Source organism: Pedobacter cryotolerans, assembly GCF_005116475.1.
Lineage (GTDB): Bacteria > Bacteroidota > Bacteroidia > Sphingobacteriales > Sphingobacteriaceae > Pedobacter > Pedobacter cryotolerans.
This window is the reverse complement of record NZ_SWBO01000003.1, coordinates 49930-66300: the sequence shown is the minus strand read 5'-3', so window position 1 is coordinate 66300 and position 16371 is coordinate 49930. Positions and strand designations below refer to the sequence as shown.

The window sequence follows — 16371 nt, the reverse complement described above, 5'->3', positions numbered from 1 at the left end:
AACAATGAAAAGCTGTTTCTCAAGCATATTAATTTGGGTGGTAATGGGGGCTGTGGTTTCCATTATTACATTGATGTTTTCTAACCGTTACATCGTGTCTATTGTGCCAATAATTGTGGTAGCATTTGTATATTTTGTTACCAAGACACAAAGAACGTTCATCAAAAAAAAGCCAACACCTATTTATCAATTAACCGAAGGTTTGGTGAAAATTGAAGGAAATGTTAGTGCCACAAAAACTTTTTTAACGCCCCATTTTAAACAAGAATGTATTGCCTATACTTACGAAGAAGGGAACATTACTTACGATGACGAAACAGGCTCGGAACGCGTAAATACCACAACAAAAAAGCAAGAACTTCAGGATTTTTATTTAAGCAATGCAACAGGGAAAATAAAAGTAATTATAACGCAGTTAAATCTAGCCTTTTTACCTGCCAAAACAGATACTTTACATAGCATAAAATATGCTGTAGATGATATTCGCTATACCGAAAGGACCCTTAAAAATGGCGATTTGATTAGCGTTTTGGGTTATGCTGTAAAAAATAACAATTATGCATTTGAGCTAACAGAACAAGGTAACAAACCATTGGTAATAGGTACACCAGAATTTGAAGATAAGACACGTAAATCTTTCAGGGTTTTTAAATATTTAATGCCTTACCTAATTCTAATGTACATTGGGGTTAACTATTTTCTGTTTGCACCGCTTAAAATCCATATCCAAGAAAGCGAAGTTTTTCCTTATTTCGCCATTTTCGGGATGCCAATATTAGCCCTTATTTTAGGTTTAATGGGAAATAAATTTGATGGTTTTACGAAAACTTTTCTTTCTTTTTTGGCAGGAACCTGTTTCAGTGTATTATTCCTAACCTTTCCTTTAATTTGTTTATTTTATATGATTAAACTGGAGTTTACTCGAATTATTTGCATTTGGATAACTGTTCTTGCTTGTACCATACTTGCTTTTGCAATGAATTATAAAAGATTGGATGGGGTTTTTGATAAAGATAAACCTGTATAATTTAAAAACTATTTATGAAAAACATACCATTAAAACATTTATACTCGTCGCCTTTATAGCGATAAAAGTGCAAGTCCAAGAAATTAAATTCCCAGAAAGTTTTATGTCAGATACTTCGCTCCTACCACAAAGTATTTAATTGACCACAACCTATATTTATGAAAATCTCATTTCTTATCCTATTATCCTTCGTTTCAATGGGTGCGTTTTCGCAAAACAAACGCCCCAAACCAGTTGCGCAAAGAATTGTCGGCACATCAGACATTTTAAAAACTGATAAACGCTTAGCCGATTTCAGCATTAAAAAAACAAAATTTAATGTATATCTCGGTTATCAAAAGCCAGACGGATTACCAGAACTAAGAAAAGAAGATACCTTACAAGTCTATAAAATTACGCTAGACAAGCTGAAATTTAGTCATTTAGAAATTGTAAAATATGCCACAAAAAATGGGAAAATAATTACAGAGGGAAGCTATAAATTGAAAAACGACACATTAACCGTTACGCAAAATGCTTACGATTATATTGGTTCTTTTTGTATGACTAAAAAATACATTACCGATAAATGGGGCTTAAAGGAAATAAGCGATGATATGAAAGGAATTCCAATTGAAAATTTAACCGAAAGGCATTTAAAACCTGCAGAAATGAAAGTTCCTATTGGGACAAAACACTAAGCCATTTAGATTAAATTTATTGTCAACAATCGTAAAACACGATGAGTAAAATGCTTAGATTTATTACTATCTAATTTATGAAAATATGCAAGAAAATACAGTTAAAATATTTGATCAAAAGCAAGTGCGTAGTCACTGGGACGAAGAAAAAGAGCAATGGTTTTTTTCGGTTATAGATGTAATTGAAATATTAACCGGAAGCAGCATCCCTAAAAGATATTGGAGCGACCTGAAGAAGAAGCTCACCAAAGAAGGAAGTCAAGTGTACGATAAAATCGTACGGTTGAAAATGCAAGCAGAAGACGGAAAAATGCGAGAGACTGATGTTGCAGATACTGAAACACTACTTCGTTTGATCCAATCCATTCCATCGCCAAAAGCAGAACCATTTAAACAGTGGTTGGCAAAAGTTGGTTATGAGCGTATGCAAGAAATTACCGACCCCGAGCAAAGCTTGGATAGGGCTAGGGAAAACTGGCAGAAATTAGGTAGAAGCGAAAAGTGGATACAACAACGAATGAGCGGACAGGAAACCCGTAACAAGCTTACCGATTATTGGAAAGAAAGTGGGGTTGAAAAGAAGGATGAATTTGCTTTGTTAACCAATATTATACATCAAGAATGGACAGGATTAAACGTAAAACAGCATAAAAATTTAAAAGGGTTAAAAACTCAAAATTTGCGAGATCATATGAGTGAAGCCGAACTTATATTTACTGCACTAGCAGAGCTATCTACTAGACAAATTGCAGAAGTTGAAGAGGCAAAAGGAGTAAAACAAAATGCTATTGCAGGTAAAAAAGGCGGAAAAATAGCTAAAGATGCAAGGCTTGCCTTAGAGCAAAGAACAGGGAAAAAAGTAATTAGCCCCGAAAATTTTTTGCCTCCAACTCCCTCAAATAAAAAATTAGATAAATAGAACTGATACTTATGTTTTGTTTAACAAGAGGCATTTACCCTGGCTACAAATATTATTCTTTTAGGGAAAAGCTATCCATTACCAAGTTTGTTTTAGATGTTTTAAGGAATAGAAAACCGAAATATCTCGGAGAAACAGTTGATGTAAATGGCAAATCAAATTATACTAAAGAGTAGGTTATGAAAAAATACAGCTTTATAGTTATGCTTTTAATAAGTTTTAATTTATTATTTGCACAAAACAATGATCCAATCATAAAAAAAACAGCATCAAAAATTGAGGATTTTATTCCTACTGATTGGAAATTAATTGTAGAAGAAAAAGGAGATTTAAATAAAGATTTGTTGGCAGATGAAGTTTTGATTATTGAAGAAATTAATCCCAAAAACTTAATTGCAGACCAATTTTTGGGTTCGCCTACCTTAAATATAACCCCTAGAATTTTGATGGTTTTATTTAAGCAAGCTAATGGTAAATATTTGCTCGCAGTAAAAAACTCAGGCTTCGTGCCAAGTGAAAACGATGATGAAAGTCCTTGTCTTGCAGATCCTATTGGAGAAACAGGGGGTGTAGAAATTAAAAAAGGTGTGCTAATTGTAAGTTATCAATATTGGTTAAGCTGCGGTTCTTATGGTGTTAATGCCAACAGCTACACATTTAGATATCAAGATAAAAAGTTTGCCTTAATTGGCCTCGATGAACATTATTACAGTCGTGCTTCTGGCGAAATCACAAAAATGAGCATTAATTTTTCTACCAATAGCATGAACTATACCGAAGGCGGAAACATGTTTAAGGAAGAAGAAAATAAACCAAAAACTAAGTTTAAAAAAATACCGGCTAAAAAATTACTCGACTTGGCAACTATTACAACTGATGAGGTCGATGGTTTTGCCCTTGTAAATTAAATCCTTACTTGTCCATCTCCTTGTACAATCCATTTGTAACTGGTTAATTCTGCCAATCCCATGGGTCCACGAGCATGTAGTTTTTGCGTACTAATACCAATTTCTGCTCCTAAACCAAACTGAGCGCCATCGGTAAACGCGGTTGATGTATTGGCGTAAACGGCTGCAGCATCAACCTGATTTAAAAATTCGGTAATGCTGTTTGCATTTTCAGCAATTATCGCTTCGCTATGTTTAGAACTGTAATTGGCAATATGTTCTAAAGCTTCGTTTAAATCTTTAACTACTTTAACTGCTAATTTTAACGACAAAAACTCAGTGCCAAAATGTTCTGGCAAAGCTTTGTTGAGTAGTTGAGTAGGGTAGGTTGTCTTCAAAATTTCAAAGCTTATTTCATCAGCAAAAAGCTCAACTTCTTTTGTTGCCAAGGGCGATAAAAGTTCTGGTAAATCTGCTAATCTTTTTTGATGAATTAATACGCAATCTAAGGCATTACAAACGCTCACTCTTCTGGTTTTTGCATTTAAAATAATTGCTTGTCCTTTTTGTAAATCTCCACTTTCATCAAAATAGGTATGCACAATGCCAGCACCAGTTTCTATTACTGGTATTTTGCTGTTTGCTCTAACAAAGTTGATTAAAGATTGACTTCCTCTTGGGATTAAAACATCTACAAAACCTGTGGCATTTAGCAAAGCTTCGGTTGCAGCTCTTTCTGCAGGTAATAAAGTTAAAACATCAACATTTATATGGTACTTTGTTAATACTTGATGAATGATTTCAGCTAGAGCGATGTTAGAAAACTCTGCATCGCTACCACCTTTTAAAACGGCCACATTGCCAGTTTTAAAACAAAGTGAAAATACATCAACAGTTACATTTGGGCGTGCTTCGTAAATTACACCAACAACGCCTAATGGTACACGAATTTTTTTAATTTGAAGTTTATTTTCTAAGGTTTTGTCTGATAATATTTCGCCAAGCGGACTAACCAAACCAGCAACATTAATTACATCATTGGCAATTGCCGCTATTCGTTCATGCGTTAGTTTTAACCGATCATATTTTGGATCATCGATAGGCATTTTGGCTAAGTCTTTAGCATTGGCTGATAGAATTTCATCAGCATTGCTTATTAATGCAGCGGCTAAATCTAACAGAACTGCATTGATTTTTTCTTTTGCTAAACTGCTTAAAGTTCTGCTAGCTAGCTGTGCTTTCTCGAAGTATATTTTGTAATCCATAGCCCCTACCAACCCTCCCCAGAAGGGAGGCTTTTTTATATTGTTGAATAAAAATAATCGTAATGTACCAATGCCTTTTGGTTCTTTTGTCCAATTCTTTCTTTGGCTTTATCAGAGCTATATTCAGCAATGCCTAAACCAATTAAGTTGTTTTTTTCATCAACAATTTTGATGATATCTCCTTTTAAAAAATCAGCTTTAATAGCGATAATCCCGATAGGCAAAAGGCTAGTTGCTTTGCCAGAAGTTAAAACTTCTTTTGCACCATTATTTAACTGAACAATGCCTTTGGCGGTTGTTTCTGAGTGGGCAATCCACTTTTTCTTGCCCGATTTAATTTTTTCTGGAACAAATGTGGTGTGGATTAATTTACCCTCAAGTAATTCGGTTAAAATATTGTCTTTAGTTCCATTGGCAATGTGAACAGTAATGCCCAATTTCGCTACTTTTTGCGCCATGCTGGTTTTTGTAATCATACCCCCTCTACCAAATTGAGATTTGCCAGTGCTAATAAATGAAGCCAAATTTGCAGTATTTCCATTTATTTCTTGAATAATTTCAGAAGTTTCTAACTTCGGATCACCGTTATAAATTCCATTTACATTTGATAAAATCAATAAGGCATCGGCATTTAACATCGAAGCAATTAATCCAGCTAATTCATCGTTATCGGTAAACATTAACTCGGTTACCGACACAACATCATTTTCATTTACCACAGGGATTACTTCATTTTGCAGCAAGATTTGTAAACAATTTTTCATGTTTAAATAATGTGCTCTGTCTCTAAAATCTTCTTTAGTTACCAATACTTGAGCACATTTGATGCTATGCTTTTCAAAAAAATTAGCGTAAGTATTAATCAATTTTACCTGGCCAATTGCCGCCAAAAGTTGTCGGGTAGTTACGGCATCTTGTTTCTCGCTAACCTTAATTAAACTTCTTCCTGAAGCAACAGCGCCAGAAGAAACCAAAATAACTTCAATTCCTTTTGCTTTAATAGCGGCTAACTGATCTGTTAAATGTTTAATTCGAGCCTCATCTGGTAAACCATTGGCTTGTGTAATTACGTTAGAGCCAACTTTAACAACTATTTTTTTGTAACCTAAATTCATTTGTGTGCTTAAAAACACTAATGTAACAAAAACATAAACAATTGAGCTGTTTTGTGTTTTCAAAAAAAGAATTTGGGCGTGCCCCAAGCTGCGCAAGGGTCGGGCTATTCACTACAAGTCCTCGCTTCGGCTGCGCCTTCGCTGTGGGCTTTTCGTTGCTATCCCTCACGCTGCAGCTAGCAAAAAGCTTTGTAATATAAACCCGATTGTTGTGAAAAGCTCCCGCTTTTTCTTCGGAGCTTGTAACAAAAGCGGGACTGTTTTTGCCATAAAACACTACCAATCGTTTTCAAATTTTTAAAATTCTAAATTTTATTAGCCTAATAATCAGAAAATTAGATGTTATTATTAAATAATTATAGTACTATGTATTGCATAATACTATATGAAACACATATCTTTGTTTTATGATAGCAGAAAATACGCAAACACAAATGCGAAAGGGCATACTCGAATATTGTGTGCTTTTGGTGATATCGAGAGGAGAGATTTACGCCTCAGATATTATTGCAGAATTAAAACAGGCAAAACTCTTGGTAGTGGAAGGAACTTTGTATCCCTTATTAACCAGATTAAAAAATAATGGATTGTTGGCTTACAACTGGGTAGAATCTACTTCGGGGCCGCCACGTAAATATTATGTGCTTACCGAAGATGGCAAACAGATTTTAAAACAGCTAGATCATACTTGGCAAGAATTGGCCTATGCCATTACAACGTCTCAAAACGGTGTACCAAAACAATCAGACCCACAAAATTAATTTTAGCAAACATGAAGAAGACAATTATTATAAATATAGGAAATACAATTATCCATATTGAAGAAGATGCCTACGAAATATTAACAGCTTACTTGAACGAGATTAAACAACATTTTGCCAAAAATGCTGATGATTTTGAAATTGTTACCGATATAGAAAATCGCATTGCCGAAATGTTTGCTGAGATACTAGAAGCTGGCAAAAGACAAGTGATAGAAATTACAGATGTACAAAGTGTAATTGCACAAATGGGTAGTGTTAAAGATTTTATTGGCGATGAAGAAGTGGAAGATGCAGATCCATTTGTGCAACAGCCAAGTTATTTAGGTGCAAAGAAGTTATATCGTGATACTGATGATGGCGTAATTGCTGGTGTTTGTGCTGGTTTAGGTCATTATTTAAACATTGAAGCACGTTGGGTTAGGTTAATTGCATTTTTAACCATTTTTTTGGGTGGTGCTGGCTTTTTAGCATACATCATTTTATGGATTAGTATGCCGAGAGCAGTTACCAGATCTGAAAAAATGGAGATGAAAGGTGAAGCGACAAATCTTTATGGTTACCAGAAAAATTTTGAGGATGAGCTCGCTGCTTTTAAACAAAAAATGAAAAATGCCGGCGATCATTTTCAGCCAATAGCAAAACGTTCGGGTAATTTTATAACTGAAATTATAGAAGCATTAGGCAGATTATTAGGCACAACTGGTAAGTTAATTTTAAAGTTTATTGCTGGTGCATTTATACTTTGTGGGTTTGCAACTTTAGTGTGCTTAATTGTTTGTTTGGCAGCATTTTTAGGTTTTTTAGATGCTAACACTTTTGAGGTTTGGCCACTGTCTGTTATTAACGAAGAGCTAAGAAATGGTATTGTTTTAGCTGCATTTGTTACCCTATTTATTCCGGTTTTAGCGCTGGTTTTGTTTGCGATACGTGTAGCATTTAATAAAAAAGCCATTAACAAATCGCTATCATTTGGGCTACTTGTTATTTGGTTAATTGGTGTTGCCTATAGTGTTTACTATACTGCAAAAATTACATCTGAGTTTAAAGAACATGCCGAGTTAGTTAAAACTGATGACTTAAAAACTTTTGAGACTTATGTAATAGATGTTGATAAAAGTGTTGCGTTTAGTAAAGCGGATAGTGCTGCACTTGAAATTGTGAATGGTAATTTAGATGGAAGAGTAGTTTACGATGATAGCAACGAACATCCTTTTAGGGTGCCAAGAAACGTGAGGTTTGTGATTGAAAAAAGCGAAAATAATAAAACAACCATTACCCAAAACTACGAATCGCAGGGTAGAACTTTTGCCATCGCTTTGCGTAATGCTCAAAATATAAAATACAAATATAAACAAACAGACTCGCTACTAATTTTAAATCCGAGGTTAGAATTAAAGGAAGAAAGTATTTGGCGAAACCAAGAAGTAACGGTTACGCTTAAAGTTCCGGTGGGTACAAGGATTAAAGCAAAGACTGATCTTTATGAATACTTGTATTTTAATAATTTCTTTTGCGATGATTACAATAAAACAGAAGATAGTTACAGAGAATGGCAAATGACAGAAGATGGCTTGAAATGTAAAGTAGAATTGGATAAACTTAAGGAGGAAAATAAGCCATAGTAGAAATTGTCTATTATATTAAATTGTTGATTGTAAATATTTGAGAATTTGATTTTACATCATATTGAGTTCGATAACCATAAAAAGTTATCGAATTTTTTGTTTTTTACTAATGCCGTTTTAATATAATTGTAAAATATTTGTAATAGTATTACTATCTTTTATGTTTGTTTTGCATTTTTAAATTAAAGTAGTTTATTTTTGAACAAATTAGTTGGCTATGCAAGTTTTATTAAAGTTTAGAATTAACGAACATCTTTATCTCAGGGATCCAGAAAACTCTGAAATTGGTAAGCTGATAGTAGAAAATGCTATCGAACTAATTCATGAAATTGGTTTTGAGCAGTTTACCTTTAAAAAGTTAGCTCAGAAAATAGATTCAACAGAAGCTACCATTTATAGATATTTTTCATCTAAACATAAATTGTTAACCTATATTTTAAATTGGTATTGGTGCTATTTAGAATTTGTAGCCAAAATGCGTTTACAAGAAATGACCAATTCTTTTGATAAGCTGAAATCAATTTTAGAAATAATTACACATAATTACGATGGACACTCTCAAATACAAGATTATAATTTAGAAAAGTTGCATGCCATTGTAATTTCAGAAAGTAGTAAGGCTTATTTGGTTAAAGAGGTTGATGAAATTAATCAAGAATTGGTATTTAGTCCATTAAAAAGCTTGTGTCAATTTATTGGCGAAATTATTTTAGAAATCAATCCAAAATTTAGTTACCCAAATTCATTGGCTAGTACCTTGTTAGAAACTGCTCATGATCAGCAATATTTTAGCGAACACTTGCCAAAATTAACAGATAATAAATCTAGAACAGCTCATAAACAATACGTTTTAGACTATTTAAATTTAATCGCTTTTTCAGTAATCAAATAATTTAAAAATGGCACAAGAACAAGATTATACAAAAAGTAGTAGAGCATTATTTAATTACATTACTAAAGAAAAAAAAGATGTTACTGCCATTTACATTTATGCCATTTTAAGTGGTTTAGTACAGCTAAGTATCCCCTTAGGTATACAAGCTATTGTTAGTTTTGTAATGGGAGCTACCATGGTTACATCTCTATATTTATTAATTGGGTTTGTAGTTTTGGGTACTTTTTTAGCAGGTTTTTTTAGAATAAAAGTGATGCAAATCATCGAAAAAATTCAGCAAAAAATATTTGTTGAATATGCCATTGCGTTTGCAGATAAATTGCCCAAAGTTGATTTATCTGCCAATAAGAAGTATTATTTACCCGAAATGGTAAACAGGTTTTTTGATACACAAAACCTGCAAAAGGGAATTTCAAAAATTTTACTAGAAATCCCGACAGCGTTAATTCAGATCTTTTTTGGTATTCTGCTACTGTCTTTTTACCATCCATGGTTTTTAGTTTTCGGAGCAATTGTAATTCTAATTGTGATTATCATTTTTAGGTTTACTATGGATTCGGGCATACAATCTAGCGTAGAAGAAAGCAGCAGAAAATATGAAGTAGCATCGTGGTTAGAAGATATTGCAGGGGCGGTAAAAACATTCAAAATTAACTCTAAAACCGAAATGCATTTGACTGGTGCTGATGATCGCGTAGTTAAATATCTAGATCATCGTACTTCACATTTTAAAGTTTTGGTGTTTCAATACAAAACCATTATTGGTTTTAAGGTGATCATTACATTAGTGATGTTAACTATTGGAACCTACCTTTTAGTTAATCAAAAACTAAATATCGGTGCTTTTATTGCGACAGAAATTGTGGTTTTAAGTATAATGGCTGCTGTAGAAAAATTGATCAAAAGTTTAGAGAGTTATTACGATGTAATAGCTTCATTGGCAAAACTTAGTAAGGTAACAGAGCTTAAAGAAGAACATAACGAAAATATAATTTTAGAGCACAAAAGTGGAGGAATGGAAGTTGCATTTAAAGATGTAATGTTTTCATTTAATGATAATAAACCCATTTTATCGAATATTAATTTTACCGTACAGCCAAATTCAATTACTATTGTTTCTGGAGCTTTGGGTACAGGTAAATCATTGCTTTTAAATATGTTAGCTGGTTTTTATGAGCCAACTGGCGGAACTGCTCTTTTTGATAAAATACCGCTTAAAAATTTAGATAAGATTTCTTTGAGAGATCATATTGGTCTTTATATGGATGATATGCACATTATTAAAGGCACGCTTCAGGATAATATCCTTTTAGGTAGAAATGGAATAAATACAGAGCATATTCTTGAACTTTCTGAAACCATAGGGATAGAAAATTTGCCAAGTCAATTTACCGATGGTTTTAATACACAGTTGAGTGAAACAGATACAGAAATTTCATTTAGTTCGAAGAAAAAAATCTTACTACTAAGAGCACTTTTAGGGAATAACCGATTAATACTTTTAGAAGATCCTTTAGATGGAATGAATGAAGAATTTAGGTTTAAGATGGTGAAATATTTACAAGAACTGAAAAAGGATACCACAATTATCATTGTATCTGAAGCACCAGAACTTCTTTTTATTGCCAATCAGAAGTTGCAATTACAGAATGGGACAATAGGAAATATTTAAATCGAGTATTTAAAGATGAAATTAAAATCAACTGATCGAATTTATCATATACACAGAGACTCTAGAGTAAAAAGATGGTTTTTTATCTTTATGGGTTCTTGTTTAATTGTATTGTTTTTACCCTGGACACAAAATATTAAAGTTAGGGGAAACGTAAGTACTTTGTATCAAGATCAACGTCCGCAACAACTTAATTCTCCTATACCTGGTAGAATTATAAAGTGGCACGTTAAAAACGGAGACAATATTAAAAAAGGCGATACCATTTTACAATTAGCCGAAATAAAAGAAGATTACCTTGATCCTAGATTGGTTGAAAGAACCCAACAACAAGTTAAAGCAAAAATTGGTGTTAGAGATTATTATCAGGCAAAAATTGGTACAACTAACAGTCAGCTTACAGCATTAAATGCTTCAAGAGAACTAAAACTTAGTCAGCTAAAAATTAAGGTTAGCCAATTAAACAATAAACTTATTGGCGAAGAGGCAGAGCTTGTAGCAGCAAACAACGAATTAAAATTAAGTGAAGATCAATTTAATCGTCAGAAAAAAATGTATGAAGACGGTTTAGTTTCGTTAACTCAGTTTCAGCAAAGGAGCGTTTCATTTCAAAACGCTATGGCTAAAAAAACCGCAGTAGAAAATAAATTGGCTCAAACACGACAAGAAATATCAACCGTAAATATTGAGCAAAGTGCAGCCATACAAGATTATACCGAAAAATTAAGTAAAACTGAAGGAGAGCGTTTCCAGAGTATGGGGCAAATAGAAGGTAACGCTGGTGATATTGCTAAGCTCGAAAATCAGGTGGCAAATTACAAGGCTAGGCAAAGCTTGTATTTTGTGTTGGCATCGCAAGAAGGACAAGTTGTACAACTAAGTAAAGCAGGTATTGGAGAAATACTTAAAGAAACTGAAAGTATAGGAACCATAGTGCCAAAAAAAGTAGATTATGCGGTAGAAATTTATGTAAAGCCTGTAGATCTTCCTTTACTTAAAAATGGACAAAAAGTGATGTGTATTTTTGATGGTTTTCCGGCAATAGTTTTTTCTGGTTGGCCAAATACCAGTTATGGTACTTTTACAGGTAGGGTTGTGGCTATTGAGAGTAATATTAGCGTAAATGGTTTATTTAAGGCCTTAGTTATTGAAGATAAAGGACAAAAACCATGGCCTCCCCAAATTAAAATGGGAGCTGGAGTGCAAGGTATTGCAATTTTAAATGATGTGCCAATTTGGTACGAATTATGGCGAAATATCAATGGTTTTCCGCCAGATTATTATAACGTTAAAGCTATAAGTACAGATGAAAAGGCAAAATAGTTTAGTCTTATTGCTAATATTGGTATGTTTAGCTCCCTTGGCAAAAGGTCAGGATACTTTGAAACTATCACATCTGGAGTTTTTGGCTGTAGTTAAAAATTATCATCCGATGGCATTTCGTTATCGCTTGCAAAATCAAATTGCAAAAGCCGAAATACAAAGCGCAAGAGGTAATTTTGACCCAACGTTTGCAGCAAAAAATGGTGCAAAAACCATAGATGGAACAGATTATTACAAAGAAAATAATGTAACCTTAGGTATACCAACTTGGTATGGTATTGACTTGAATGGAAGTTACAATTATATTGATGGACAAAAATTAAATAATAGCGAGACTAGAGGAGGATTATATCAATTCGGCATTACCTTGCCATTGGCAAAAAACTTTTTATATGATAAGAGAAGAGCTTTGCTAGATCAGGCGAGGTTTGCGTTACAAATGACTGAAGCCGAGCAACTTTTATTAACCAATGATTTAATGCTTGAAGCTGATAATGCCTATTGGCAATGGGTTAAAACTTACGAGGTTTTTCAATTGCAAAGCCGGGCTGTAAAAATTAATCAAGATAGGTTATTGTTTATAAAAAAGACTTTTCAATATGGAGAAATTGCAGCAATTGATACAACTGAAGCATTAACACAATTACAAAGTTTTGAGATAGAACAAAAAGATGCTTATATAGAATTTGTAAAAGCTACACAACAATTGTCGCTTTTTTTATGGAGAGAAAATCAACAGCCTTATGATGTTGCTCAGTTGATTATTCCATCAGAAACATTAACTAACAATGTTGCTTACAGCAATTATTTAACTTTAATTGCTGAAATTGATAGCGCATCATTAAGTAACCATGCATCAGTTTTATATTATTTTCAAAAGCAGCAAATTTTAGAAAGCGAACGAAGATTAAAGTTTCAAAGTTTATTGCCAAAAGTAGATTTTACCTATAACTTTTTTAATAAAGAAAATTACCGAACTGATTTTTTTCCATTGTTTCAGAATAATTATCAATATGGATTAAAATTAGAAATACCGATATTTTTAAGGCAAGCAAGGGCAGATTATCGCATTGCGAAGATTAAAATACAACAAAACCAGTTAGATACAGATTACAAGAGACAAGAGATTACCGCTAAAATTACCACTTACAAAAATGTGGTTGGCAATTACAATGATCAAATTACTTTAGCCGCTCAAAATGCCATTAATTACGAACGTTTGCTAAAAGCCGAAGAAACTAAGTTTAGCAATGGAGAAAGCTCACTGTTTTTAATCAATAGTCGAGAAAACAAATTAATAGATGTACAAGAAAAGTTAATTGAGTTACGCCTCAAATTTTTACAGGGTTACAATCAACTTAAATGGACTAGAGCAAATTTTAATAATGCTATTAATTAGATAATTTAAGAATTTGCTGTTTTTAAGAAGAAGTCTTTACTTAACCGTATAACGATAAACAGCTCTTCCTAAGTTTCCATTTTTATCAAAACCTTCTATAACTGCTTTGTAAGATCCTCGTCCATCTGCATTAAAAAACTCAAAGTTTGCCAATCCCTTTTCATCAGTTATTACCTTCGGATTCCAATAAATCGTTGTTCTAAGATCGTTGCTATTAATTACCGCATTTGGTAAATATTTAGGAGAATAAAATTCACGTTCTTTAGTATATCCCATCGGATTAAATGAAATTACATTTGTTTTTGGTATCATATCCATTAACTCTTGACGGCTAATTTTTTGCCCAACAGGAGCTTTTTTGGTGTTAATTACTAAAACACCTTTTGTACCATAAGCTCTATCAACTGTACCTAAATCATCTCTTAAAAATATTTCAACAGATTCTAAATCTGCAACACTTACATTATTAATATCTCTTGCATCAACTGGTGTTCCGTTTATAAAAACTTGTACCGGAGTTTTATTACCTTGATTAAAATCTCTTGTAACATAAAAATTTTCGATATCAAAAGTTAAACCAGTAGCCTGCGTTTTTAAACAGTCTAGTAGAAAATTACATCCGCCACTAAATCTATCTGATGATAATAAATGATCTGGCATAGGGCTCAAACCAGATAAAGCACCGTGGTCTGCATGACTTGGCTTTTTTATTGCAGCACCTTTAATTTCAACTGTTTTTAAGGTACGAAGGTAGCGATATTGTCTTTGGCTATTATTTAAATAAGACGATAGCATGGTATCTATGTTCGTAATTTCATCGGGTGCGTTGATGTTTTTTGGCGATGCCGGAGATGGACTTCCATCGAGCATAATCATTAAGTTAGCGGCATTTGGGTTGTATTTTGCACTAATTACTACTTGAGATGAATCCGGGAAATTTAAATTTTGAAAATTAAACAATCCCATATTTGTGGTAAGTAATTGAGCAGAAATTGGCTTACCAGTAACCATTAAACGTACCGAACCTTTTTTAATAGGCATACCCGTTCTATCTCTTAAAGTTCCTGAAATATTAATACCTTGTTCTGGCAGATAGCTAACTAACGGATATTTTCCTTCCAAAATATCTTTATAAGCAAACCTGCGATAACCTTGGGTAAGCATTAATTTATCTAAATCTGCAATTTTTTTATCATCAGTTTTAGTGAAATAGTAATTAGGCTTTTCTACATATCCTTTTAAATCTGAGGTTAATAATAAAGCGCTTAAAATTGTCGTTTCTGTATGCTCATCGGTAGGTACTTTTTGCTCATCAATTACCGCAATAGAAAAATCACCTACGATAGGTAATCCAGCACTTTTTGCATCAACCGTCATTTTAACCTTTTGGCGAGGTTTGTAACTAGGCAAATCAGTTTTTAACGTTAAATTCATTGCCTCTTTATGCATCACAAAAGCTAATCGCTCGCTAATTGCTTCGCTGTTAGCATTAAATAATGTAATTTGAGCAATGCCTGATGGAAAATTCTTTTTTGGAATTTTAGTAATAATGATTTGATTTTTAAGGCTTGCTTTTGCTGCATAATAGGTAACGTTACTGTTTTGCGCAACTAGAAAGAAAACTTTGTCTTTATTAGCTTCGTAATAAGCAGTATTGGCTAATATTTTTAAATTGATAAATTCATCAGTAGAATTAATTACCTGTAAAGTTATGCCTGATGCGGCAGATTTAGGTAAATTATAAGTCTTAATTGAGCCATCTTTAAATGTTACTTTTGCTTTGTAATTTTTACCAGTTTCTGGGGTTATAAAGAATGAGCCCATGCCCGCATTTGATGTTGTAAATGCTGTAATTTCATTATTCTGATCATCAGTAATGGTTCCTTTTGCATCGATACCTAAACCAGAAACCTTTAATGCTTTAAATCCCATTTGGTTTGGAATGCCATTAATAAATTCTCCTCCCTCCGGGAAAAACTGAAAATCAATATCGTTAAGGGTTTGTTTTAATTTAAATGAGGCAGATGCAGTTTCTTTATCGGCAATGGCAATGTCTGTAAGTATATTACCTCTATTAATTGGTTCTCCTACTTTACTATTAAATGTAACCGTAATAATTCCATTTTGGTCTGTTGTACCTCTTCCTCTGGTGTATTCATCAAAATTAGATAGTACTCTCCAATTTACAGTTTTATTGGCATAAGGCTTTTTAGTTAAATCTCTAAACTGAATTTTTGCTGTAGTTTTAATTCCTTTATCAGTTTGTTCATTGTTAAAACTAATGTTAGTAATCAATTGCTTATCAATTGCCTCACCCAAAACTATAGGTTTAGAAAAAAAATAAGAGTCGCTAAAGTTTAACATCCATAAAGTATAAGCTCTTACATAATAGTTGCCTTGCTTAAAGTTTTGCATGTTTAATGGAATTTGGCCATAAGCCACGCTATTTTTAAGCGGTAATCTTAAGCTTTGAACTAACGAATCTTGGTCTGTATAAACATCAACATAAACTATTTTGCTTAAAGGCGATGGTATATTTTGTTCAATGGTTACATAAGCTTTAAACCACATGGTATCTGCAACTGCGTAATAGGGCTTATCAAAATGTAAGTATACTTTTTCTACAGGTTGTTCGTCTGATAGTTTTTTGGTTTTGGCAAGGATGTTACTTAGTGCAATACTATCTGCATCTTGAGCAAAAGCATTTAATTGAGCTATAAATAGGAAAGCAATTATTGTAAATAGAATTCTTGTTAGTCTCATTAAATTAAATTATGCGTGTTATATATTCGCTAATATA

The 16371-nt window shown here is 33.0% G+C and carries 13 protein-coding genes; 10 read left to right on the top strand and 3 right to left on the bottom strand.

The genetic code is table 11. The features are described 5' to 3' along the window. Window positions 1–4: 4 nt before the first annotated feature. The 4 genes from FA045_RS05760 to FA045_RS05745 all read left to right on the top strand — a co-directional run bounded on the left by FA045_RS05760 (window position 5) and on the right by FA045_RS05745 (window position 3534). On the top strand, window positions 5–1027 hold the full coding sequence (locus FA045_RS05760) for a hypothetical protein (protein ID WP_136875432.1): 1023 nt from the start codon (window positions 5–7) through the stop codon (window positions 1025–1027). A gap of 158 nt (window positions 1028–1185) precedes the next feature. Beyond that, entirely contained in the window at window positions 1186–1707 is a 522-nt protein-coding gene (locus FA045_RS05755; RefSeq protein WP_136875430.1) for a hypothetical protein, read from the top strand. Between the two features lie 85 nt (window positions 1708–1792). Then, entirely contained in the window at window positions 1793–2626 is an 834-nt protein-coding gene (locus tag FA045_RS05750; protein WP_136875428.1) for a BRO family protein, read from the top strand. 179 nt (window positions 2627–2805) lie between these two features. Beyond that, window positions 2806–3534 (top strand): hypothetical protein, encoded by a 729-nt coding sequence (locus FA045_RS05745; protein ID WP_136875426.1) that lies wholly within the window; start codon window positions 2806–2808, stop codon window positions 3532–3534. On the opposite strand, the gene FA045_RS05740 is transcribed toward FA045_RS05745, so the two are convergent. Both FA045_RS05740 and proB read right to left on the bottom strand, forming a co-directional pair. Beyond that, window positions 3531–4778, bottom strand: coding sequence for a glutamate-5-semialdehyde dehydrogenase (locus tag FA045_RS05740; protein WP_136875425.1), 1248 nt, complete (start codon window positions 4776–4778; stop codon window positions 3531–3533). The genes FA045_RS05745 and FA045_RS05740 overlap by 4 nt on opposite strands. Window positions 4779–4813: 35 nt before the next feature. Then, window positions 4814–5956 (bottom strand): glutamate 5-kinase, encoded by a 1143-nt coding sequence (gene proB / locus FA045_RS05735; protein WP_225871285.1) that lies wholly within the window; start codon window positions 5954–5956, stop codon window positions 4814–4816. Window positions 5957–6300: 344 nt separating this feature from the next. Between proB and FA045_RS05730 the strand changes: the two genes are divergently transcribed. The 6 genes from FA045_RS05730 (at window position 6301) to FA045_RS05705 (ending at window position 13571) form a co-directional block, all read left to right on the top strand. Then, window positions 6301–6654 carry a PadR family transcriptional regulator gene (locus FA045_RS05730; RefSeq protein WP_136875423.1) on the top strand — a complete coding sequence of 118 codons (354 nt, stop codon included), beginning with the start codon at window positions 6301–6303 and terminating at the stop codon, window positions 6652–6654. An 11-nt stretch (window positions 6655–6665) separates the two neighbouring features. Then, complete coding sequence (locus tag FA045_RS05725) at window positions 6666–8279, top strand: PspC domain-containing protein (RefSeq protein WP_136875420.1); 1614 nt, start codon at window positions 6666–6668, stop codon at window positions 8277–8279. Window positions 8280–8499: 220 nt separating this feature from the next. Continuing rightward, on the top strand, window positions 8500–9174 hold the full coding sequence (locus tag FA045_RS05720; RefSeq protein ID WP_136875418.1) for a TetR/AcrR family transcriptional regulator: 675 nt from the start codon (window positions 8500–8502) through the stop codon (window positions 9172–9174). A 7-nt stretch (window positions 9175–9181) separates the two neighbouring features. Then, the gene (locus FA045_RS05715) at window positions 9182–10849 is read left to right on the top strand and encodes a peptidase domain-containing ABC transporter (protein WP_136875416.1); all 1668 of its coding nucleotides are present in this window, start codon (window positions 9182–9184) and stop codon (window positions 10847–10849) included. 15 nt (window positions 10850–10864) lie between these two features. Continuing rightward, window positions 10865–12172 (top strand): HlyD family secretion protein, encoded by a 1308-nt coding sequence (locus FA045_RS05710; protein ID WP_136875414.1) that lies wholly within the window; start codon window positions 10865–10867, stop codon window positions 12170–12172. Beyond that, a complete protein-coding gene (locus FA045_RS05705) occupies window positions 12156–13571 on the top strand; it encodes a TolC family protein (protein ID WP_136875412.1) in 1416 nt (471 codons plus the stop codon). Before FA045_RS05710 ends, FA045_RS05705 begins: the two co-directional genes overlap by 17 nt. Before the next feature lie 36 nt (window positions 13572–13607). On the opposite strand, the gene FA045_RS05700 is transcribed toward FA045_RS05705, so the two are convergent. Beyond that, entirely contained in the window at window positions 13608–16334 is a 2727-nt protein-coding gene (locus FA045_RS05700) for an alpha-2-macroglobulin family protein (RefSeq protein WP_136875410.1), read from the bottom strand. Window positions 16335–16371: the final 37 nt, after the last annotated feature.

Bases quoted from the DNA above. Each gene is read 5' to 3' on its own strand.
- FA045_RS05700 (WP_136875410.1), bottom strand. From the start codon at position 16,334: ATGAGACTAACAAGAATTCTATTTACAATAATTGCTTTCCTATTTATA.
- FA045_RS05725 (WP_136875420.1), top strand. From the start codon at position 6,666: ATGAAGAAGACAATTATTATAAATATAGGAAATACAATTATCCATATT.
- FA045_RS05720 (WP_136875418.1), top strand. From the start codon at position 8,500: ATGCAAGTTTTATTAAAGTTTAGAATTAACGAACATCTTTATCTCAGG.
- FA045_RS05710 (WP_136875414.1), top strand. From the start codon at position 10,865: ATGAAATTAAAATCAACTGATCGAATTTATCATATACACAGAGACTCT.
- FA045_RS05715 (WP_136875416.1), top strand. From the start codon at position 9,182: ATGGCACAAGAACAAGATTATACAAAAAGTAGTAGAGCATTATTTAAT.
- FA045_RS05745 (WP_136875426.1), top strand. From the start codon at position 2,806: ATGAAAAAATACAGCTTTATAGTTATGCTTTTAATAAGTTTTAATTTA.
- FA045_RS05755 (WP_136875430.1), top strand. From the start codon at position 1,186: ATGAAAATCTCATTTCTTATCCTATTATCCTTCGTTTCAATGGGTGCG.
- FA045_RS05705 (WP_136875412.1), top strand. From the start codon at position 12,156: ATGAAAAGGCAAAATAGTTTAGTCTTATTGCTAATATTGGTATGTTTA.
- FA045_RS05750 (WP_136875428.1), top strand. From the start codon at position 1,793: ATGCAAGAAAATACAGTTAAAATATTTGATCAAAAGCAAGTGCGTAGT.
- FA045_RS05740 (WP_136875425.1), bottom strand. From the start codon at position 4,778: ATGGATTACAAAATATACTTCGAGAAAGCACAGCTAGCTAGCAGAACT.
- FA045_RS05760 (WP_136875432.1), top strand. From the start codon at position 5: ATGAAAAGCTGTTTCTCAAGCATATTAATTTGGGTGGTAATGGGGGCT.
- FA045_RS05730 (WP_136875423.1), top strand. From the start codon at position 6,301: ATGATAGCAGAAAATACGCAAACACAAATGCGAAAGGGCATACTCGAA.